Annotated in this window: 18 protein-coding genes; 15 read left to right on the plus strand and 3 right to left on the minus strand. The window is 65.1% G+C overall.

Features of this window, described 5'->3' with window-relative positions; all coding sequences use genetic code 11:
- The first annotated feature begins 9 nt into the window (after positions 1 to 9).
- The 11 genes from M5C96_RS08395 to M5C96_RS08445 are packed head-to-tail and all read left to right on the plus strand — an operon-like array spanning position 10 to position 11228.
- Positions 10 to 864, plus strand: coding sequence for a phosphatidate cytidylyltransferase (locus M5C96_RS08395; protein WP_272568488.1), 855 nt, complete (start codon positions 10 to 12; stop codon positions 862 to 864).
- A complete protein-coding gene (gene ispC, locus M5C96_RS08400; protein WP_272568489.1) occupies positions 861 to 2039 on the plus strand; it encodes a 1-deoxy-D-xylulose-5-phosphate reductoisomerase in 1179 nt (392 codons plus the stop codon). Before M5C96_RS08395 ends, ispC begins: the two co-directional genes overlap by 4 nt.
- A gap of 27 nt (positions 2040 to 2066) precedes the next feature.
- Positions 2067 to 3431 carry an RIP metalloprotease RseP gene (rseP, locus tag M5C96_RS08405; protein ID WP_272568491.1) on the plus strand — a complete coding sequence of 455 codons (1365 nt, stop codon included), beginning with the start codon at positions 2067 to 2069 and terminating at the stop codon, positions 3429 to 3431.
- A gap of 42 nt (positions 3432 to 3473) precedes the next feature.
- The gene (gene bamA / locus M5C96_RS08410; RefSeq protein ID WP_272568493.1) at positions 3474 to 5771 is read left to right on the plus strand and encodes an outer membrane protein assembly factor BamA; all 2298 of its coding nucleotides are present in this window, start codon (positions 3474 to 3476) and stop codon (positions 5769 to 5771) included.
- Entirely contained in the window at positions 5771 to 6298 is a 528-nt protein-coding gene (locus tag M5C96_RS08415; RefSeq protein ID WP_272568495.1) for an OmpH family outer membrane protein, read from the plus strand. The genes bamA and M5C96_RS08415 overlap by 1 nt, the downstream gene beginning before the upstream one ends.
- A gap of 27 nt (positions 6299 to 6325) precedes the next feature.
- Positions 6326 to 7306 (plus strand): UDP-3-O-(3-hydroxymyristoyl)glucosamine N-acyltransferase, encoded by a 981-nt coding sequence (gene lpxD, locus M5C96_RS08420; protein WP_272568496.1) that lies wholly within the window; start codon positions 6326 to 6328, stop codon positions 7304 to 7306.
- A 13-nt stretch (positions 7307 to 7319) separates the two neighbouring features.
- Positions 7320 to 7760, plus strand: coding sequence for a 3-hydroxyacyl-ACP dehydratase FabZ (gene fabZ, locus M5C96_RS08425; protein WP_092744676.1), 441 nt, complete (start codon positions 7320 to 7322; stop codon positions 7758 to 7760).
- 22 nt (positions 7761 to 7782) lie between these two features.
- Entirely contained in the window at positions 7783 to 8574 is a 792-nt protein-coding gene (gene lpxA / locus M5C96_RS08430; RefSeq protein WP_272568498.1) for an acyl-ACP--UDP-N-acetylglucosamine O-acyltransferase, read from the plus strand.
- 5 nt (positions 8575 to 8579) lie between these two features.
- Positions 8580 to 9749: a lipid-A-disaccharide synthase gene (gene lpxB, locus M5C96_RS08435; RefSeq protein ID WP_272568499.1), complete on the plus strand. Its 1170-nt coding sequence runs from the start codon at positions 8580 to 8582 to the stop codon at positions 9747 to 9749.
- Positions 9721 to 10443, plus strand: a complete 723-nt coding sequence (gene rnhB / locus M5C96_RS08440) for a ribonuclease HII (RefSeq protein ID WP_272568502.1) — start codon at positions 9721 to 9723, stop codon at positions 10441 to 10443. Before lpxB ends, rnhB begins: the two co-directional genes overlap by 29 nt.
- Positions 10440 to 11228, plus strand: a complete 789-nt coding sequence (locus tag M5C96_RS08445; RefSeq protein WP_272568503.1) for a TrmH family RNA methyltransferase — start codon at positions 10440 to 10442, stop codon at positions 11226 to 11228. Before rnhB ends, M5C96_RS08445 begins: the two co-directional genes overlap by 4 nt.
- Before the next feature lie 140 nt (positions 11229 to 11368).
- Here M5C96_RS08445 and M5C96_RS08450 read toward each other — a convergent pair whose 3' ends face one another.
- A complete protein-coding gene (locus M5C96_RS08450) occupies positions 11369 to 11854 on the minus strand; it encodes a hemerythrin domain-containing protein (RefSeq protein WP_272568505.1) in 486 nt (161 codons plus the stop codon).
- A gap of 429 nt (positions 11855 to 12283) precedes the next feature.
- Here M5C96_RS08450 and M5C96_RS08455 point away from each other — a divergent pair, with 429 nt between their 5' ends.
- From M5C96_RS08455 to M5C96_RS08470, 4 genes are all read left to right on the plus strand, one after another.
- A complete protein-coding gene (locus M5C96_RS08455) occupies positions 12284 to 13420 on the plus strand; it encodes a site-specific integrase (RefSeq protein WP_272568506.1) in 1137 nt (378 codons plus the stop codon).
- Positions 13421 to 13564: 144 nt separating this feature from the next.
- Positions 13565 to 14056 (plus strand): hypothetical protein, encoded by a 492-nt coding sequence (locus tag M5C96_RS08460; RefSeq protein ID WP_272568507.1) that lies wholly within the window; start codon positions 13565 to 13567, stop codon positions 14054 to 14056.
- Positions 14049 to 17138, plus strand: a complete 3090-nt coding sequence (locus M5C96_RS08465) for an HsdM family class I SAM-dependent methyltransferase (protein ID WP_272568508.1) — start codon at positions 14049 to 14051, stop codon at positions 17136 to 17138. The genes M5C96_RS08460 and M5C96_RS08465 overlap by 8 nt, the downstream gene beginning before the upstream one ends.
- Positions 17138 to 17872, plus strand: coding sequence for a hypothetical protein (locus M5C96_RS08470; protein ID WP_272568509.1), 735 nt, complete (start codon positions 17138 to 17140; stop codon positions 17870 to 17872). Before M5C96_RS08465 ends, M5C96_RS08470 begins: the two co-directional genes overlap by 1 nt.
- Before the next feature lie 140 nt (positions 17873 to 18012).
- Here the strand turns inward: M5C96_RS08470 and M5C96_RS08475 are convergent, their stop codons facing one another.
- Both M5C96_RS08475 and M5C96_RS08480 read right to left on the minus strand, forming a co-directional pair.
- Positions 18013 to 18234, minus strand: coding sequence for a hypothetical protein (locus tag M5C96_RS08475; protein WP_272568510.1), 222 nt, complete (start codon positions 18232 to 18234; stop codon positions 18013 to 18015).
- A 127-nt stretch (positions 18235 to 18361) separates the two neighbouring features.
- Positions 18362 to 18598, minus strand: coding sequence for a type I toxin-antitoxin system ptaRNA1 family toxin (locus M5C96_RS08480; RefSeq protein ID WP_272568511.1), 237 nt, complete (start codon positions 18596 to 18598; stop codon positions 18362 to 18364).
- Positions 18599 to 18634 lie beyond the last annotated feature (36 nt).

Consider the following 18634-nt stretch of genomic DNA (forward strand, 5'->3'; position numbering starts at 1 on the left):
GGCTTTCCCATGCTTCGACAGCGCGTCATCACTGCCATCGTCCTGCTGGCCATTTTGCTGCCGGCGCTTTTTTACCCGTCTCCGTGGCCCTTTGCCACGGTCATCCTGGTCTTGATGGCCGCGGGTGCTTGGGAGTGGGGTCGGCTTCAAGGGCTGGGCTCTGGCGCGGCCGTGGGGGTGGGGGCCGCTTGCGTCGCGCTTTGCGCGGCGAGCTGGTCACTGGGCTGGTTGCAGCAACCGCTGGCCTGGCTGTGGACCCTGGGTGGCGCCGCGTGGGTGCTTGTCGGTGCGTGGATGCTGCGCGCGGGTGTCCAGGGCTGGCCCCAGGTTCCCAAGGCCGTGCGGCTGGTCGGCGGCGTGTTCGTGCTGTGGCTGGCGTGGCTGGCCGCGGTGCAGGCGCGCATGGCGGGCATCAATTTTCTGATGTCGATCCTGGTTCTTGTCTGGGTGGCCGACATCTTTGCGTACTTTGCAGGCCGGGCATTCGGCCTGCGCTTCACCAAGAACAAACTGGCCCCCTCGATCAGCCCCGGCAAGAGCTGGGAAGGCGTGTGGGGCGGCATGGCCAGTGTGGTGGTTCTGGCGGTGGGCTGGGTGGTCGCCGACGCGTCCGCCGGTGCATCGGTCGCGAGTTTCTATACCCACCTGTTCGCGCGCGGCTGGTGGCTGCTGTTGCTGGGTGCCGTGTTCATGGCGGCCATGAGCGTGGTGGGCGACCTGACCGAGTCCCTTGTCAAGCGCAGCATCGGCGCCAAGGACAGCAGCGGTTTGCTTCCGGGCCACGGCGGCGTGCTCGATCGCGTGGATGCGCTGCTGCCCACCTTGCCGCTGGCCATGATGTTGACCCACTTCGCTTCCGCATGAAACAACGCATCACGGTCCTGGGATCCACGGGGTCCATCGGTACCAACACCCTGGATGTGGTGGCACGCCATCCCGAGCGCTACGAGGTGTTTGCCCTGAGCGCTGCCACGCAGGTCGACGCCCTGCTGGCGCAGTGTGTCCGTTTCCAGCCCCGCTTCGCCGTGATGGCCAGCGCGCCGCATGCGCGGCTGCTCGAGGAGCGGCTCGCGGCGCATGGCCTGGCAACGCGGGTCTTGCAGGACCTGGACGCGCTGGACACCATTGCCTCCCACGAAGAGGTGGACGTGGTGATGGCGGCCATCGTCGGCGCTGCGGGCCTGGGCCCCTGCCTTGCGGCGGCCCGGGCCGGCAAGCGCTTGCTGCTCGCCAACAAGGAAGCGCTGGTGGTGGGCGGCGAGGTCTTCATGTCCGCCGTCCAGGAGGGCGGGGCCACGCTGCTGCCGATCGACAGCGAGCATTCGGCCATCTTCCAGTGCCTGCCGGAAGACCCGCAGACTTGGGCGCGCCGCGTGGACCACATTCTGCTGACCGCATCCGGTGGGCCGTTTCGCACCCGGGCGCCGGCCACGCTGCGCGATGTCACGCCGGAGCAGGCCTGCGCCCATCCCAATTTCTCGATGGGGCGAAAGATCTCGGTCGATTCGGCCACCATGATGAACAAGGCCCTGGAGGTCATCGAGGCGCGCTGGCTCTTCGATCTGGCGCCGGAGCAGATCAAGGTGGTGATCCATCCGCAGCAGATCATCCATTCCATGGTCCAGTTCGTGGATGCGTCGGTGCTGGCGCAACTGGGAACGCCGGACATGCGTGTTCCGATCGCCTGCGGGCTGGCTTGGCCGGAGCGCATCGAGAGCGGAACGCCGCGGCTGGATTTTTCCACCCTGTCCTCGCTCACCTTCGAGGAAGCCGATGCCACCCGCTTCCCGGGGCTGCACCTGTCCTGGCAGGCGCTGCGCGCGCAAAGCGGCACCACGGCGGTGCTCAATGCCGCCAACGAGGTGGCCGTAGCCTCGTTCCTGGAGCGCCGCATCCGTTTCGATCAGATTCATCGGCTGAACCTTGCAACTCTGGAGGCGGTGACGCCCTCCAACCCCGAATCGCTCGGGGCCCTGCTGGCGCTGGATGCCGAAGCGCGGTCCGTCGCTCTGCGCAGTGCGCAGCGGCTGGCCGCCTGAGCGATCGCCTCTGGGCAGAAAGACACCATGTTGCTGACCGTCATTGCCTTCATCGTCGCGCTGGGCGTGCTCATCGCCGTCCATGAATACGGCCACTACCGCGTAGCGATCGCCTGCGGCGTGAAGGTCCTTCGTTTTTCGGTGGGTTTCGGCAAACCCCTGCTGCGCTGGCAACCCAAGGGATCGCCCACGGAGTTCGTCATCGGCGCGTTTCCCTTGGGCGGGTACGTGCGCATGCTGGACGAGCGCGAGGCCCCCGTCGATGCCCATGAGCGCCACCTGTCGTTCAATGCCAAGCCGTTGCGCTCCCGCGCTGCGATTGTGGCAGCGGGTCCGGCGGCCAATCTGCTGCTCGCCGTGCTGCTGTACGCGGCAGTGAACTGGATGGGCGTGGAGGAGCCGAAGGCGGTTCTCGCCAGCCCCGTGCCCGGGTCCGTGGCCCAGAAAGCCGGCTTGCAAGGCGGCGAGCTCGTGCTGGAAGCGGCCCTCGGCAACGAAGAATCCGAGCCAGTGCGATCCTTCGAAGACCTGCGCTGGCTCCTGACCCGCGGCGCGCTCGACGGCACCGACGTCCGCCTGCAGGTGCAGCCGTCGCCCGGGGCGCCGCAGCGCCAGATGGTGCTGGAACTCGCGCAATTCGATGCGCGGGAGGCGGATGCGCAGCTCTTTCGCAAGATCGGCATCGTGGGTCCGTGGACGCGGCCCGTGCTTGGCGAGGTGGTCCAGGGTGGCCCGGCGCAACGCGCTGGATTGCGGCAGGGGGACCTGATCGTCAGGCTGGGTGCGACCAATGTGGTGGATGGCCAGCAGCTGCGGGAGCTCATCCGTGCATCGGTCAGTGGCGGGGTGGCTGTATCTCAGCCGTGGCGCATCGAACGCGGCGGCCAGACCTTGACGCTGGATGTACTGCCGGACTTGCACAGCGAGCATTCGGGCCCGGTCGGCCGCGTGGGGGCCTTCGTGGGCGCCCAGCCGGAGTTCGTGACCGTGCGGCACGGGCCGCTTGAAGGACTCTGGAATGGGGTGGTCCGCACCTGGGAGGTGTCGGCACTGACCCTGCGCATGATGGGGCGCATGGTGATCGGCGAGGCCTCGCTCAAGAACCTCAGCGGCCCGCTCACCATCGCCGATTACGCGGGTCGTTCGGCCAGCATGGGGCTGACCCAGTACCTGGTGTTTCTGGCCCTCATCAGCGTGAGCCTGGGCGTGCTGAACCTGCTTCCGCTGCCGGTTTTGGACGGTGGACACCTGATGTATTATCTTTGGGAAGGCGTGACTGGCAAGGGCGTGTCCGACGCCTGGATGGAGCGATTGCAGCGCGGCGGCGTGGCGGTGCTCCTCCTGATGATGTCCATCGCCCTGTTCAACGATATCACCCGGCTTTTTGGCTAACCTTTTTGCCGTGCGCGTTCACCGTGCGGTACCAGTTCACTCATGAAAAAACAATTCAATCGCTTGGGCGTGCGCAAGGCATGTGCCGTGGCCGCCATGGTTTTTGCTGCCAATGCGGCATGGGCCCTGGAGCCGTTCAAGGTGCAGGATATCCGGGTGGAGGGTTTGCAGCGCGTCGAGCCGGGCACGATCTTCGCGTCGATGCCGCTGCGGGTGGGTGACGACTACAACGACGAGAAGGGCGCTGCGGCGATCCGTGCGCTGTTCGCGCTGGGCTTGTTCAAGGATGTGCGCCTGGAGGCCAGCGGCAACGTGCTCGTGGTGGTCGTGGAAGAGCGGCCGACCATCGCCGACGTGGACTTCGCCGGTGCCCGCGAATTCGACAAGGACACGCTCAAGAAAGCCATGCGCGATGTGGGCCTGACCGAAGGCCGGCCTTTCGACAAGGCCCTGGCCGACCGCGCGGAGCAGGAGCTCAAGCGCCAGTACATCAACAAGAGCCTGTACGGCGCCGAGGTCGTGACCACGGTCACCCCCATCGAGCGCAACCGCGTCAACCTCACCTTCACCGTGACCGAAGGCGAGCCCGCGCGCATCAAGGAAATCCACCTGGTGGGCAACAAGGCCTTCAGCGAATCGACGCTCAAAGGGCTGTTCGACCAGGACACGGGCGGCTGGCTCAGCTGGTACACCAAGTCGGACCGCTATTCCCGCACCAAGCTGAACGCCGACCTGGAAACCCTGCGTTCCTACTATCTGGCACGCGGCTACCTCGAGTTCCGCATCGATTCCACGCAAGTGGCGATCTCCCCGGACAAGCAGGACATCACGATCACCGTCAACGTGACCGAGGGCCAGCGCTACGTGGTCTCCGGCGTGAAGATCGAAGGCAATTACCTGGACCGCGACGACGAGTTCAAGTCGCTGATCACCATCCAGCCCGGCGAGCCCTACAACGCCGACAAGGTGGCCGAAACCACCAAGGCATTCACCGACTACTTCGGCAATTTCGGCTTCGCGTTCGCGCGCGTCGAAGCGGTGCCCGAAGTGGACCGCGAGAACAACCGCGTGGCCCTGGTACTGCGCGCCGAGCCGGCCCGCCGTGCCTACGTGCGCCGCATCAACGTGAGCGGCAACAACCGCACGCGCGACGAAGTGATCCGCCGCGAGTTCCGCCAGTACGAAGCCTCCTGGTACGACGGCGACAAGATCAAGCTGTCCCGTGACCGCGTGGACCGCCTGGGCTTCTTCACCGAAGTCAATGTGGAAACGCAGGAAGTGCCGGGCTCGGCCGATCAGGTGGACCTGGTGGTGAACGTGGCCGAAAAGCCCACCGGATCGCTGCAGCTGGGCGCGGGCTTCTCGAGCGCGGAAAAGGTCTCGCTGTCGTTCAGCATCAAGCAGGAGAACGTGTTCGGTTCGGGCAACTACCTCGGGGTGGACGTCAACACCAGCAAGTACCGCCGCACGCTGGTGTTCAGCACCACCAACCCGTATTTCACGCGGGACGGCATCTCGCGCACGCTCGATCTGTACTACCGCACCGACAAGCCGTACGAGGACCAGGGTGGCAACTACGAGCTGATCACCGCTGGTACCAGCGTGCGCTTCGGCATCCCCTTCAGCGAAACCGATACCGTGTTCTTCGGGGGCGGCCTCGAACAGACGCGGATCAAGCTGGGCACCAACATTCCCGCCGCGTACCTGTCGTATGCCACGACCTACGGCTCCAGCAGCACCGCGATTCCGCTCACGATCGGCTGGTCGCGCGATGACCGAGACAGCGCCTTGGCGCCCAATTCGGGCCGCTACCAGCGCCTGAACACCGAATGGTCGGTGGCCGGCGATGCGCGCTATGTGCGTGGCAATTACCAGTTCCAGCAGTATGTGCCGCTGAACAAGAAGTTCACCATGGCATTCAACAGCGAGTTCGGCTGGGGCAAGGGCATGAACGGCCGGCCGTTCCCGGTGTTCAAGAACTACTACTCGGGCGGCCTGGGCTCCGTGCGCGGTTTCGACCAGGGCACGCTGGGTCCTCGCGACGTGACGGGTGCGTCGCTGGGCGGACCGAAGAAGGTCACGCTCAATGCCGAGTTGATCGCACCGTTCCCAGGTGCGGGCAACGACCGCACGCTGCGCGTGTTCACCTTCGTGGATGCGGGCAACGTGTACGGCGAAGATGAAAAGGTCACCCTCAGCGACATGCGTGTCTCTGCCGGCCTGGGCCTGAGCTGGATTTCTCCGCTCGGTCCGCTTCGCCTCGCTTTTGCGCAACCGGTGCGCAAGTTCGCCGGCGATAGAATCCAGAAACTGCAATTCCAGATCGGAACGTCTTTCTAATGAAATCTCTCTCCCGCCATATTCCCCTCGTTCTCTTGCTGGGCACGCTCGGTGCAGCCGTGCCTGCACAGGCGCAGGAGTTCAAGGCCGGCTTCGTCAACACCGACCGCATCTTCCGCGAAGCCAGCACCGCCAAGGCGGCCCAGGCCAAGCTGGAGCAGGAGTTCTCCCGTCGTGAGAAGGACCTCGTGGAGCAGGGCAACAGCCTGAAGTCCGCCACCGAGAAGTTCGAGCGCGAAGCGCCCACGATGGCCGAGAGCCAGCGCACGGCCCGCCAGCGCCAGCTGGTCGACCAGGACCGCGACTTCCAGCGCAAGCGCCGCGAATTCCAGGAAGACCTGGGCGCCCGCAAGAACGAAGAGCTGGGCCAAGTGCTCGAGCGCGCCAACAAGGTCGTCAAGCAGGTCGCCGAGGCCGAGAAGTACGACGTGATCCTTCAGGAAGCCGTCTACATCAACCCCAAGCACGACATCACCGACAAAGTGATCAAGGCACTGAATGCCGCTGCTGCCACGCCCGCCAAGTGATGGCCGTCGGCTGACGGGGCGCGCGGCGTGAGCCTCTCTCTGGGGCAGATCGTCGATGCGCTGGGCGGCACGCTGGAGGGGGGCGAGAGGGACGGAGAAATCCGCCGCATCGCTCCCCTGGAGTCTGCAGGTCCCGGTGACCTGGCTTTTTTAAGCCATCCGCGCTACCAGCAGCAACTGGCCGCCTCCCGGGCGGCCTGTGTCATTGTGGCGCCATCGATGCGCGAGGCCGGGCTGGCCCGGGGGGCGTGCATCGTCGCGGACGAGCCGTACGTGTATTTCGCGCGTGCCACGCAGCTGTGGAAGCGCGCGCATGCCGTGGCGGTGGCGCAGGGCATCCATCCCAGCGCGGTGGTGGACCCCGACGCCACGGTGCATCCCACGGCCGTCATCGGCCCGCTGTGCGTGGTGGAGCGCGGCGCGCACGTGGGCGCGGGCACGGTGCTCAAATCGCGGGTGACGTTAGGCGAGGACTGCCACATCGGCGAGCGCTGCATCGTGCATGCCGGCGTGGTGATCGGGGCCGACGGCTTCGGCTTTGCGCCGCAGGGCGGCGAGTGGGTCAAGATCGAACAGTTGGGGGCCGTGCACATCGGCAACGACGTCGAGATCGGCGCCAACACCTGCATCGACCGCGGCGCACTGGAAAACACGGTCATCGAAGATGGCGTGAAGCTCGACAACCTCATCCAGATCGGCCACAACGTGCGCATCGGCCGGCATTCCGCCATGGCGGGGTGCGTGGGGGTGGCGGGCAGCGCGACCATCGGCGCGCATTGCACGGTGGGGGGCGGAGGCATCGTGCTGGGGCATCTCGAACTGGCCGACCACGTGCACGTGTCGGCGGCCACGGTGGTCACGCGATCGCTGACCCGGCCGGGTCAATACACCGGCATGTTCCCCATCGACGAAAATGCGAAGTGGGAAAAAAACGCGGCCACGCTCAAGCAGCTTCACAGCCTGCGCGAACGGATCAAGGCCCTCGAACAAACTCGAAAAGACGGTTAGACCGCATCTTCCAATGATGGATATCCACCAAATTCTCAAGCTCTTGCCGCACCGCTATCCGTTTCTGCTGGTGGACCGCGTGGTCGAACTCGAAAGGGGCAAGCGCATCCAGGCGCTCAAGAACGTCACGATCAACGAGCCTTTCTTCACGGGGCATTTCCCGAGCCGGCCCGTGATGCCCGGCGTGCTCATGCTCGAGGCCCTGGCGCAGGCCGCGGGCCTGCTGTCGTTCGACATGATGGGCGAGGCGCCCGGCGACGACAAGGTGTTCTATTTCGTCGGCATCGACGGCGCGCGCTTCAAGCGCCCCGTGGAGCCGGGCGACCAGCTCATCCTGGAAGTGGATCTGGACCGCATCAAGGGCGGCATCTACAAGTTCAAGGGCCTGGCACGCGTGGGCGACAGCGTGGCCTGCGAGGCCGAGATCATGTGCACCATGCGCACCGTGGGCTGACGCTGCGAGGGCAGGGCGGCACGTGACCAGCAGCATCCACTCCACAGCCATCGTCGACCCCGCAGCGCGGATCGACGCCTCCGCGGCCATTGGCCCCTATGCGGTGATCGGCCCGCACGTGACGATCGGTGCGCGCACCTCGGTGGGTGCGCACTGCGTCATCGAAGGGCGCACCACGATCGGCGAAGACAACCGGATATTCCAGTTCGCCTCGCTGGGCGCCGCGCCGCAGGACAAGAAGTACGCCGGCGAGCCCACCGAGCTGCGCATCGGCGACCGCAACACGATCCGCGAGTTCTGCACGTTCAACACCGGCACGGCGCAGGACCGGGGCGTGACCACGATCGGCAACGACAACTGGGTGATGGCCTATGTGCACATCGCCCACGACTGCGTGGTCGGCCACCACACCGTGCTGGCCAACAACGCCACGCTGGCCGGCCATGTGCACGTGGGTGACCACGCCATCATCGGCGGCCTCACGGGCGTGCACCAGTTCACCAAGGTGGGCGCGCACGTCATGGCCGGGTTCGCCAGCCACATCTCGCAGGACGTGCCCCCCTTCATGATGGTGGACGGCAATCCGCTGTCCGTGCGCGGGTTGAACCTTGAAGGCCTGCGCCGGCGCGGGTTCTCGGCCGACCGGCTCGCCGCGATCAAGCAGGCGCACCGCCTGCTGTATCGCCAGGGCCTCACGCTGGACGCGGCGCGGCAGGCGATTGCCGAGTTGCCGTTGGTCCACGGCGAGGCCGCGCCCGACATCGCGCTGCTGCTGGATTTCATCGCCAACTCTTCGCGCGGCATCGCGCGCTGACCGCGATGGCGCCCTCCCTCCAACCGGCACCGCGCATCGCGATGGTGGCAGGCGAAACCTCCGGCGATCTGCTGGCGGGCCTACTGCTCGACGGCCTGCAGGCGCAGTGGCCGGGCGTGACCGGGCAGGGCATTGGCGGGCCGCAGATGCAGCGGCGGGGCTTCACAGCCTGGTGGCCGAGCGAGCGCCTGGCCGTGCATGGCTACAGCGTCGAGCTGCTGCGCCGGCTCTGGGGCATCGTGCAGATCCGCAAGCAATTGCGGCGGCGGCTGCTCGCGGCCCCGCCGCAGGTCTTCGTCGGCGTGGATGCGCCCGATTTCAACCTGGGGCTCGAATCCGACCTACGTGCGGCTGGCATCAAGACGGTGCACTTCGTGTGCCCTTCGATCTGGGCCTGGCGTGCGGAGCGCATCGACAAAATCAAGCGCAGCGCCGACCACGTGCTGTGCATCTTCCCGTTCGAGCCCGCGCTCCTGGCCCACCACGGCATTGCGGCCACTTATGTCGGCCATCCGCTGGCGAATGTGATTCCCATGCAGCCGGACCGCGAGGCGGCGCGTGCCCGGCTTGGGTTGGCCCGCGGCGACGAGGTGTTGGCCATCCTGCCAGGTAGCCGTTCGGCCGAGGTGGACTACATCGCCGCGCCGTTCCTGCGGGCGGCGGCCTTGCTGCGCCAGGCGCGCCCCGCGTTGCGCATGGTCATTCCGGCTGTGCCGGCGCTGCGTGAGCGCATCGAGCAGGTGGTGCGCGAATGCGGCATGGCCGAGGCCGTGCAGGTCGTCGAAGGCCAGTCGCACACCGTGCTGGCGGCCTGCGACTGCACGCTGATCGCCAGCGGCACGGCCACGCTGGAGGCAGCCCTGTTCAAGCGGCCCATGGTGATCGGCTACCACATGCACCCCATCAGCTGGCGCCTCATGCGGCGCAAGCAACTGCAGCCGTGGGTGGGGCTGCCCAACATCCTTTGCGGTGAGTTCGTCGTGCCCGAGCTGATCCAGGACGCCGCCACTCCGGAGGCGCTGGCCGCGGCCGTGACGCAGTGGCTCGACGCGCCCACGCAATCCCCCGGCACGCTGGCGGCTCTGGAGCAGCGCTTCACCGCGCTGCACGAAACCCTGCGCCGCGACACCCCCCGATTGGCCGCCTATGCGATCCAGAAAATCCTTGCCGCCTGAGCAGGCGGCCCTGCCGTGGCACCCCCCGGGCCTGGTGGCCGGGGTGGACGAAGCCGGGCGCGGTCCGCTGGCCGGCCCGGTGGTGGCTGCCGCCGTGATCCTCGACGATCAGAATCCGATCGCCGGGTTGGCCGATTCCAAGACATTGACCGCCGCGCGCCGCGAAGCGCTGTACGACGAGATCCGCGCCAAGGCCCTGTGCTGCGCGGTGGCCGAGGCCAGCGTGGAAGAGATCGACACCATCAACATCCTGCAGGCGACCATGCTGGCCATGCAGCGCGCGGTACAGGGGCTGCGCCTGAAGCCCGTGCGCGTGCTGGTGGACGGCAACCGGCTGCCCGTGCTGGAAGTGCCCGCGGACGCCATCGTCAAGGGCGATGCGCTGGTGCAGGCCATTTCTGCGGCGTCGATCCTGGCCAAGGTCACGCGCGACCGCTGGTGCGCGCAATTGCACCTGGAATATCCCCAATATGGCTTTGCCGGCCACAAGGGATATGGGACGGCCGAGCACATGGCGGCGCTGCAGCAGCATGGCGCTTGCCCACACCACCGCCGCTCGTTTTCACCCGTGGCTGCGGCCCTCGTCCAGGGCCACGCGGCGGTGCTCCCGCTGCCTTCGGTGCCTACCGTGAATGGAGGGCACGCGTTGCCGGCGCCGCAGGGCCTGGTGCAGGTGGAATGGCAGCCGGCATGACCTCGGACAACGTCACCTTCGTTCAGTCGCGCGACAACGCGTTCGTCAAGGACCTGCGGCGCCTGGCGCAGGACAGCAGCGCCTACCGCAAGCAGGGCCGTGTGTGGCTGGAAGGCGACCACCTGTGCCGTGCGGCGCTGGCCCGGGGGCTGCAGCCTGCGGTGGCCGTGTATGCGGAGTCTTTTTGGCCTGCAGCGCAAGAAAACTACCGGCATGCTGCTATTAAAAACATAGTGATTGCCGATCCCCTCTGGGCGGACGTCAGCGGCCTCGAATCGCCGGCACGCATGGGCTTCGTGCTGGAGATGCCGGCAGCCGCGGCGTTGGTGCCGGGCGTGTCCACCGTGGTGCTCGACCGCTTGCAGGACGCCGGCAACGTGGGGTCCATCTTGCGCAGTGCATCGGCATTCGGTTTCGGACAGATCGCGGCCATCAAGGGCACGGCGGCGCTGTGGAGCGCCAAGGTGCTGCGGGCCGGCATGGGGGCCCATTTCGGCCTGCGGCTGGTGGAGGGGCTCGATGCGACGGACATCGATGCGCTCGGTCTACCCCTGCTGGCGACCAGTTCGCACGGCGGGGAGTTCCTGCACCGGGCGCAACTGCCCTGGCCTTGCGGCTGGGTCATGGGGCATGAAGGGCAGGGCGTGTCACCGGCGCTGCAGGAGCGCGCGAGCCGCCTGATCCGCATTGCCCAGCCGGGCGGGGAGGAATCGTTGAATGTGGGTGCGGCCGCCGCGATCTGCCTGCATGCGAGCGCTGCGGCGGCGGAGACGGGGCGCACCTGACGGCCTGGCCCGCAGGCTTTCAGCGATGCGGGCAGACCTTGGTCAGAGCGGTCAGAGAGGGCGGTGAGCGCCTCGCAGCGACGCCCCCCCCCGCGGGTTGCGGTACGGCCGCCCTGAGGAAGGGCGGCCCACCAAGAGCGTCAGGCCATCGCTTCTTCATCCGCCATCAGCTCTTCCTTTCGGGCTTCGAGCGCTTCGCGCATGGCCACGAGGTCGAGCTTGCGGGCGGCACGCGCCTTGGGAAAGATCTCGTTGCGCTCTTCCTTCACGTGGTGGTCGATGTACTCGCCCAACACGGTCACCTTGGCATCGAACATTTCATCGGCGGCGCTGGCCGCCTCGATCTGCGCGATCAGGTCCTTGGCGCTGGCGTGCTCCACTTCGGCTTCGGCGAGGAGGTCGGTGTCCTTGATGGCATCGCGCAGGGCGGGATAGAAGATCTCTTCTTCGATCTGCGCATGCACGGCCAACTCGCGGCAGATCTGGCGCGCCAGTTCGAACCGCTGGGTGGCGGCCGCCTTGGAGCGGGACTCCATCAGCGATTCGTATTCCTTGAACATTTTCTTGACGGCGCGATGGTCCGCATCGAGCAGGGAGCAGGCGTCTCGGGGTGCACGGGTGGTCATGGGATTTCCTTGTCGATGGTGTGTGTGGGGAAGGCCATGCTGCACGGGTGGTCTACCCCCTGCCGTAGGACGCCAAGCCACGGCCGTGCGCGGGTTGGCCTTCGGCCGACACGCCGCTGGGGCAGGGCCACGGGGCCCATCGATCATTGGATTGGCTGCGGATGGTGCTGGCAACGCGCGTTGGTCGCCGCCGTTCAGCCGCTCGATGCAGGGCTGCTGTGCAGCGCCGGCACATGCAATAAAGGCTCCAAAAGAAAAACCCCTGACTCTTGCGAATCAGGGGTTTCCATTTGGTGCCGGAGAGATGAATCGAACACCCGACCTTCTCATTACGAATGGAAAGGTGTGGCCTTATTTTGCTGGTGATTTTTGTATATGATGCCTTTATTGGCACATTTCTGGCACAGTCAGCAGCGAGTGGCGTTTTCAATGGCAGCAATCAACAAGCGTGGCCCGTACCAGTGGCGTGCGCAGATCCGTAGGCATGGCTTTCCCCCTCTGAGCAAGACCTTCACCACCAAGGCCGAAGCCGAGGCCTGGGCGAAGATGAACGAGTCGGAAATGGCGCGTGGCGTCTGGGTCAGCAGGGGCGAGGCCGAGGCCACGACCCTTCACGAAGCGCTGGAGCGCTACGAGGAAGAGGTGACGCCAGGAAAGAAGAGCGCGGCCGGCGAGAAGTCGTTCTTGCGCATCTGGCGGGCCACCACGATGGCCAAGCGGCCGCTGGCGTCGATCCGCAGTGCGGACGTGGCTAAGCTGCGCGATGTGTGGCTGAAGGAGTACCAGCCGGCCACGGTGCTCCGGCGCCTCGCTGTGTTGTCCCACGTCTTCACCATCGCGCGCAAGGAATGGGGCATGGAGAGCTTGTCCAATCCGGTGGAACTGGTGCGAAAGCCACAGCCGGACAATGCCCGGACCCGCCGCATCGCCGTCGAAGTGCCGAAGGCTGACAGTCATCTGCCGATTGAAGAGCCGGCGCAGCGCAACGCCAGCGAAGGGGAACTGGAGCGCATCGTTGCGGCGAGCGGTTCGGTGTTGCTGCCTGCGGTCATCACGCTGGCCGTTGAAACGGCTATGCGACGCAGTGAGATCGTGGGGTTGCGATGGGAGCACATTGATCTAGATCGTCGGGTGGCACATCTGCCAGCAACCAAGAATGGCAGTTCACGCGACGTGCCGTTGTCTTCCCGTGCAATCCAAGTTCTCGCCGCTTTGAAAGACGACCAGATCGACGCCAAGGAAGACGGGGAAGAGCCGGGCGAATCAGGCTCCGACGACGGGGCAGTGTTCGGTATCCGCAGCGATGCCGTTACAAGGGCCTTTGAACGCGCTGCAGCGCGTGCACGCAAGGGCTACCTGCAGGAGTGCAAGGAAAAGCGCCAGAAGCCCGATGCGCGGTACCTCACCGATCTGCGCTTCCATGACCTGCGACACGAGGCCACTTCGCGCCTGGCTGAGATTTTTCCGCTGCATGAACTCACCAAGATCACAGGGCACAAGGATCCGCGTATGTTGATGCGGTACTACCACCCGCGCGCCGAGGATCTGGCGAAACGGCTGGCGTGAAAACATTCGGATTGCCGCCTGGCCGCTTATGCCGACTCAAAAATAGGAATCTGTAGGGGTTTCTGCGTAAATTCCACGCAGCCGTGAAAAGATTAAGCGCAGCGCTGCGCAGGTTTTACGCAGCGCTGCGCTTATGATGCGCAGATGCTGTCGCGCCGTATCACGTTTGCCGATCTGGCGGCCGTTGGCCGTGTGGATAGGCATCGTCTGCGTAACCTCCTGAAAGACCTTCCGGAGTTCGCGCAGCGGCCTGCCAGCGAGCGCGTGGCCAGCGAGTACACCCTCCACGATCTTACGGTCGTGGCAGTGTTGTGCGACCTCGATCGCATGGGCTTTCGCAAGGAAGCCATCGCTAAGTGGATGGCCCCCATCCAGCAGGCCTTGCATGGGCCCCGCTTGATCGATGGCCTGCAGCTATTCCTCACCAGCGACCCTCACAAGGCTTCGTTGGTTGATCGTCAGTTCTTCCCGGGCGCAGGTGTCGTTGTCGATCTGGAACGGGCGCTGAGCGTAGTGGATAGCCACTGCAGCGGTCTGGAGGGAGACCGCGAGCAACAGCGCGACCTGGACTTCGGCCCTACCAGTGTTGCCGTATCTCAGGCAGTGAAGACAACGCGAGGGCGCAGCCATGGATAGCTTGCGCGATTGTCTCGAAAAAGCGGGTGTCACTGCGCAGAGCACGGTCGATTTCGGAGCCGTCGCGAGCCCACGCCACGTGCGCTATCTCGACCTACTGGGCAGTCGGGAAAGTGATGAGTTGCTGCCCGACGCGGTTGTGGAGTCGGGCGGCGTACCGCTCGCCTACGTGGTCCGGCGCGACACTTTGGGCAGTTCACCTGCCGACACCGCTGCGCTCGCGCGTTTGGTCCGCGTGCTGGCCTGCCGGGCCGACGCGCGCTATCTGGCGGTCTTCGAGCCCGGTCAGGTGGTGGTGTATCCAATCCGGATGGACGCGGCGTTGCCCGCCCCAGCGTTGTCGGACACCGAGGCAGGCCAGTACGCTCGGTTTCGCGGAATGCTGAGCGGTAGCGCGGTGGATGCATCGCCCAACGTGTCTGCCCGAAAGTCCCGCAAAGCCGAAGTTCAGTGGCTGGACGGGCTGCTGTTCCAGTTGCTGACCGACGCTGCACGTGCGATCCACGCAGCCGCACCGTCGCTGACCGTACAGCAGGTGTTGGCGCTGGTGGGGCGCGCGCTCTTCTTTAGGTTCCTCGTTGACCGGCGCATCGTTGGGGAGGCCGATCTCGGCCGCATCAGCCGCGTGGACAACCTGAGCCTGGTGTTTGGCAACCTCGATGCGCTGCTGCAGACGTGCTCCTGGCTGGACAAAACCTTCAACGGGGATCTGCTCAGCCTTGGGGGGGCGCACGACGATCTCGACAGATATGGGGACCTGCGGCAGTTGCTGGGGGAGGGCGCCGACACGGTTTGCTGGCATCTGACCAACATCCAGTGCAAAGCCGTCAGGGGCCAGTTGCCGCTGCAATGGGGCGGAATCTACTTCAAGCACGTGCCCGTGGACGTGCTGAGCCAAGTCTACGAAGACTTTGCCCATCAGTTCATCCCCGAACTGGCCCGGGAAACCAGCATCCACTTCACGCCACGCAAGCTGGCAGAGATCGTGGTCGATGGTGCGTTCAGCGCTGTACGCAGTTCCACGCCCGACCGGGTCCGCGTGCTGGATCCGGCTGTTGGTGGCGGAGTATTTCTGGTGCTGGCGTTCAAGCGGCTCATCGCCGAGCATTGGCGGGCGTCGGGCGAGCGCCCCGACCGTAAAGAGATCCGGCGGATCTTGATGCTGCAGCTCACCGGACTGGACGTCAACCGGGATGCGTTGAACGTGACGGCCTTGAGTCTGTACCTGTGTGCGCTCGAGCTCGACCCGCATCCCAGCCCGCTGTCGGACCTCAAGTTCGAGAAGCTGATCGGTTCGATCCTTCATCCCGTCGATGCTGCCGCTCTTGAGTCAGCTACCGTGCCCCAAGATTCTCCGCATGACCGGCTGCTCGGCAGCCTGTCCAATCAAGTGCTCGCCCGGCATGCGTCCCAGTACGACATCGTGATTGGCAATCCGCCCTGGAACGCCTTTAAGGACGAGCGGGCCGGCGCGCTGAACTGTACCTTGCGTGATCTGCTTGCGAAGCCCAAGCAGCGGTCGTCGCCGCCTGCGGCCGCCGTGGTGGCGCGCTATGGCTCGCCCGACATCGCATTTGTACTTGCCGCGTCGCGCTGGGCCAAGCCGGCGGGGGCGATCGGTTTTGCCGTGCATGGGCGGTTCTTCTTCCAAGAAGATTCGTTCGCGCTGCGCCGGCATGTCTTCGAGAACCTGCGTGTCACCGGCATCATGAACTTTGCGGCGTTGCGCCAGGACGAGAAGATCTGGCCAAAAAACGACGCTCAGTTCGCGCTGATGGTCGCCGCCAATGAGCGGCCCGATCCGCTGGATAGTTTCTACTTCATCAGCCCGCGCCACGAGCCTCAGTTGTCCCAGGCCGGGGTCTTTCGCATCGATCCTGGTGCGGCGATCCCGGTGGCGCTGCATGACGCATGCACCGATCCGCATGCCTTTAAGGCGCTCTACAAGGGTGGACGCTTGGGGTTGGATTTACTGCACCGCCTGCACGGTGATGCGACGTTGCCGCTGGGCCAGCAGGTAGCCAAACACGGTGTGAAGTTCAACAGCGGCTACCAGACCGGCAAGGGGCACAAGCGCGATGACGATGCCAGCCATCTGTTGGGGCTGCTGGATGCCCAGCTGGACATGGCCTTCGTCGCCGCGCCAGGAGCAAGACCGCAAGGCGAGCCGGACCTGTACTTTGAATTGCCCAAGGTGCAGTGGGCACGTGCTCCGCAGATCTACCGGGGACCGCTGCTGCTGCTGCGTGAATCGCCGCGCGCCGAGCGCCATCTGCGAGGTGCACTCTACTCGGACACCGACGTGGCATACCGGGAGAGCTTCATAGGACTCTCAGCCCAAGGCAAGCCGGAACTGGCGCGGCTCCTGGATTTGATCTACGTCGTCTCCTATAGCGACCTGTTCCTGTATCACCAGCTTCTCACCAGCCCGAAGTTTGGTGTTGAGCGTGACTCCTCGCTGCAGAAGGATCTGATGGCCTTCCCGTTGATCAAGGAAGAAGTGCTGACCTCGGAGCAAACACGCAAGGTGCGCGGAGTGGTTGTGCAACTGCAGCAGCGCCAAGTGAACTGGCATAAGCTCGACGAGTTGGTGTATGACCTGCATGGCCTGACGACGGCAGACCGGCAACTCGTGCGCGACACGCTGGCAACGGAGCTACCGTTTACGGACGTGTCCAAGCAGGCCAGCTCGCGCACCGATTCCGTCATGCGCCAGCAGTTTATCGACACGCTGGCAAGACTCATCGGTCCCTTCGTGGATCCTGCTCAGGCGGGCGTGCGAGAACTGCCCGGCCGGCCAATCGATGGTTGGGTCTTCATCGAGATCGGTGCGCCCGAAGCGCGACGACATGTACTGCCGGATCCGGACCTTGCCAATCTGGTGAGCTTTGCGGAGAGCTACTGGAGCACCCGCGTGACGGTCAGGCTCAACGACCGCACCGTCCTCGGGCTGCTCGACCACCAGCGCTACTGGACGCTCACCGAAGCCCGCAGCTTGGCGATGGACTGGCTGCAGTCGGAGCCGATGGCGGAGGTGCGCGTTGCGCCCACGGGCGATCAGACCAGGGTCTCGCCTGCGTGATGTTCACCAGCCTGGGACGGGCACCTGCCCGATACGACGCCTATCCGCCGTGGAGCGCCGGCGTGATCGTCGTCGTGGAGCAGGCGATCCGCCAGGCTTGGCGCGCGCTGCTGCTGGACCACCAAGCCGTGCTCGCCACGCGCGACGAGGACCGCATCACGGACCGTCTGCTGGACATCCTCGTTGACTTGCGCAAGAGTGGTGCGGTGCCGGGTTTCACGGCCGATCTATTTGGCCTGCCAGTTCGCGATGCCAAGCTGCCGGACTGGCAGGGCGTGTCGATCGACAAAACCCCCGACATCACGGTCTATCCCGCGCGGCCGCGCCAAGGCATTAGCGAGGGTCGACACGACGCGCTGTTCCTTGAGTGCAAAGTGCTGCACGGCAACCGCCGGCTGACGCAGTATGGCGACGAGGGTATCCAGCGATTCCTGGACGGCCGCTACGCGTGGCGCATGCCGCATGCTCACATGGTGGCGTACGTGTTCTCTGCCACCGACCGCCACCCCGCGTCGGCGCTCAAAGGCCATTTCACGCGTCAGCGCGCGGGGCCGCCTCGCCAGACCAATGGGCAGCGCTTGGCGCTGAGGGATGGCCCCATAGAGGTGTTACCGGCAGGCTGCGCGTGCACCCGCCCGGTCATCCAGACCGAACACCTAAGATCGGCGCCGGTACTGCCAGGCCGCGACAATCTCATCCGTTTGCGGCATCTGTGGTTGTGTGACCCGGCTTGAAGAGGACGGCGTGGGTGCTACGGACGTGTTGAAGGCGGCTTACGAAAGGCTCAAGCCGTAAACCGCAATCTAGACGCAGGGGCGTAGGCGAGCATCGCTGCGCTCATACCGAGGCAGAAGTCTACTGACAGCTTTAGCGGCTAAAAATTTGCGCCCGAATCACTGCCACGGCGGGAGCCACCTTGTTCCGCAATTTCACTTGGCCATGCAGTCAGATCATTGGCGGAGAGGCTGGCCAGAACTTCACGCAGCCGAACTGTTGAAACATGCTTCGGCGGCTCGAAAACATACCCAGCAGCCCGCATGTCGGCCTCGACTTCCTCCGTGATGAAAAACGGTTCACCTTCCGATTGATTATTCATGTCTTGGCCTCTTGGCGTCGAACCGATTATCGGCGGCGAGGGTGGTTAGATCAATTGCCATGACGCATGGCAACCGGTGGCGTAAAAGGCGGCCAATGGCCGCGGTTCGGTATTTGGCGTTTGAGTCCTAGTGGGCCTGCAGCGATTGCCGTAGGCCGACCTTGGCCGCAAGGAAATCGTGTTTTGTGGCATGCCCGGTTTCGGCCTGGTAGTAGACGATCATCAGCATGTTGACCACCGCCTCGATCAGCGGCGAAACATGCAGTGCCATCTCTTGGTTCAATAAATCGAAGTCGATTGCTGCGAGCTGCGTAGCGGCTTGCTGAACTGCCTTCGTTGCTTCTGTACTATTCCGAGTTGCCATGATTCACCTCTCCATCAGGTGTTAAGTGGAAGTGCC

The sequence above is a fragment of the Acidovorax sp. GBBC 1281 genome (assembly GCF_028473645.1).
Lineage (GTDB): Bacteria > Pseudomonadota > Gammaproteobacteria > Burkholderiales > Burkholderiaceae_C > Paracidovorax.

What these genes read in the sequence shown, in the direction of transcription:
- lpxB (WP_272568499.1), top strand. Translation starts at nt 8,580, where the DNA reads ATGGCGCCCTCCCTCCAACCGGCACCGCGCATCGCGATGGTGGCAGGC.
- M5C96_RS08455 (WP_272568506.1), top strand. Translation starts at nt 12,284, where the DNA reads ATGGCAGCAATCAACAAGCGTGGCCCGTACCAGTGGCGTGCGCAGATC.
- M5C96_RS08470 (WP_272568509.1), top strand. Translation starts at nt 17,138, where the DNA reads ATGTTCACCAGCCTGGGACGGGCACCTGCCCGATACGACGCCTATCCG.
- bamA (WP_272568493.1), top strand. Translation starts at nt 3,474, where the DNA reads ATGAAAAAACAATTCAATCGCTTGGGCGTGCGCAAGGCATGTGCCGTG.
- M5C96_RS08475 (WP_272568510.1), bottom strand. Translation starts at nt 18,234, where the DNA reads ATGAATAATCAATCGGAAGGTGAACCGTTTTTCATCACGGAGGAAGTC.
- ispC (WP_272568489.1), top strand. Translation starts at nt 861, where the DNA reads ATGAAACAACGCATCACGGTCCTGGGATCCACGGGGTCCATCGGTACC.
- M5C96_RS08395 (WP_272568488.1), top strand. Translation starts at nt 10, where the DNA reads ATGCTTCGACAGCGCGTCATCACTGCCATCGTCCTGCTGGCCATTTTG.
- M5C96_RS08415 (WP_272568495.1), top strand. Translation starts at nt 5,771, where the DNA reads ATGAAATCTCTCTCCCGCCATATTCCCCTCGTTCTCTTGCTGGGCACG.
- M5C96_RS08465 (WP_272568508.1), top strand. Translation starts at nt 14,049, where the DNA reads ATGGATAGCTTGCGCGATTGTCTCGAAAAAGCGGGTGTCACTGCGCAG.
- M5C96_RS08450 (WP_272568505.1), bottom strand. Translation starts at nt 11,854, where the DNA reads ATGACCACCCGTGCACCCCGAGACGCCTGCTCCCTGCTCGATGCGGAC.
- M5C96_RS08445 (WP_272568503.1), top strand. Translation starts at nt 10,440, where the DNA reads ATGACCTCGGACAACGTCACCTTCGTTCAGTCGCGCGACAACGCGTTC.
- rseP (WP_272568491.1), top strand. Translation starts at nt 2,067, where the DNA reads ATGTTGCTGACCGTCATTGCCTTCATCGTCGCGCTGGGCGTGCTCATC.
- rnhB (WP_272568502.1), top strand. Translation starts at nt 9,721, where the DNA reads ATGCGATCCAGAAAATCCTTGCCGCCTGAGCAGGCGGCCCTGCCGTGG.
- M5C96_RS08460 (WP_272568507.1), top strand. Translation starts at nt 13,565, where the DNA reads ATGCTGTCGCGCCGTATCACGTTTGCCGATCTGGCGGCCGTTGGCCGT.
- M5C96_RS08480 (WP_272568511.1), bottom strand. Translation starts at nt 18,598, where the DNA reads ATGGCAACTCGGAATAGTACAGAAGCAACGAAGGCAGTTCAGCAAGCC.
- fabZ (WP_092744676.1), top strand. Translation starts at nt 7,320, where the DNA reads ATGATGGATATCCACCAAATTCTCAAGCTCTTGCCGCACCGCTATCCG.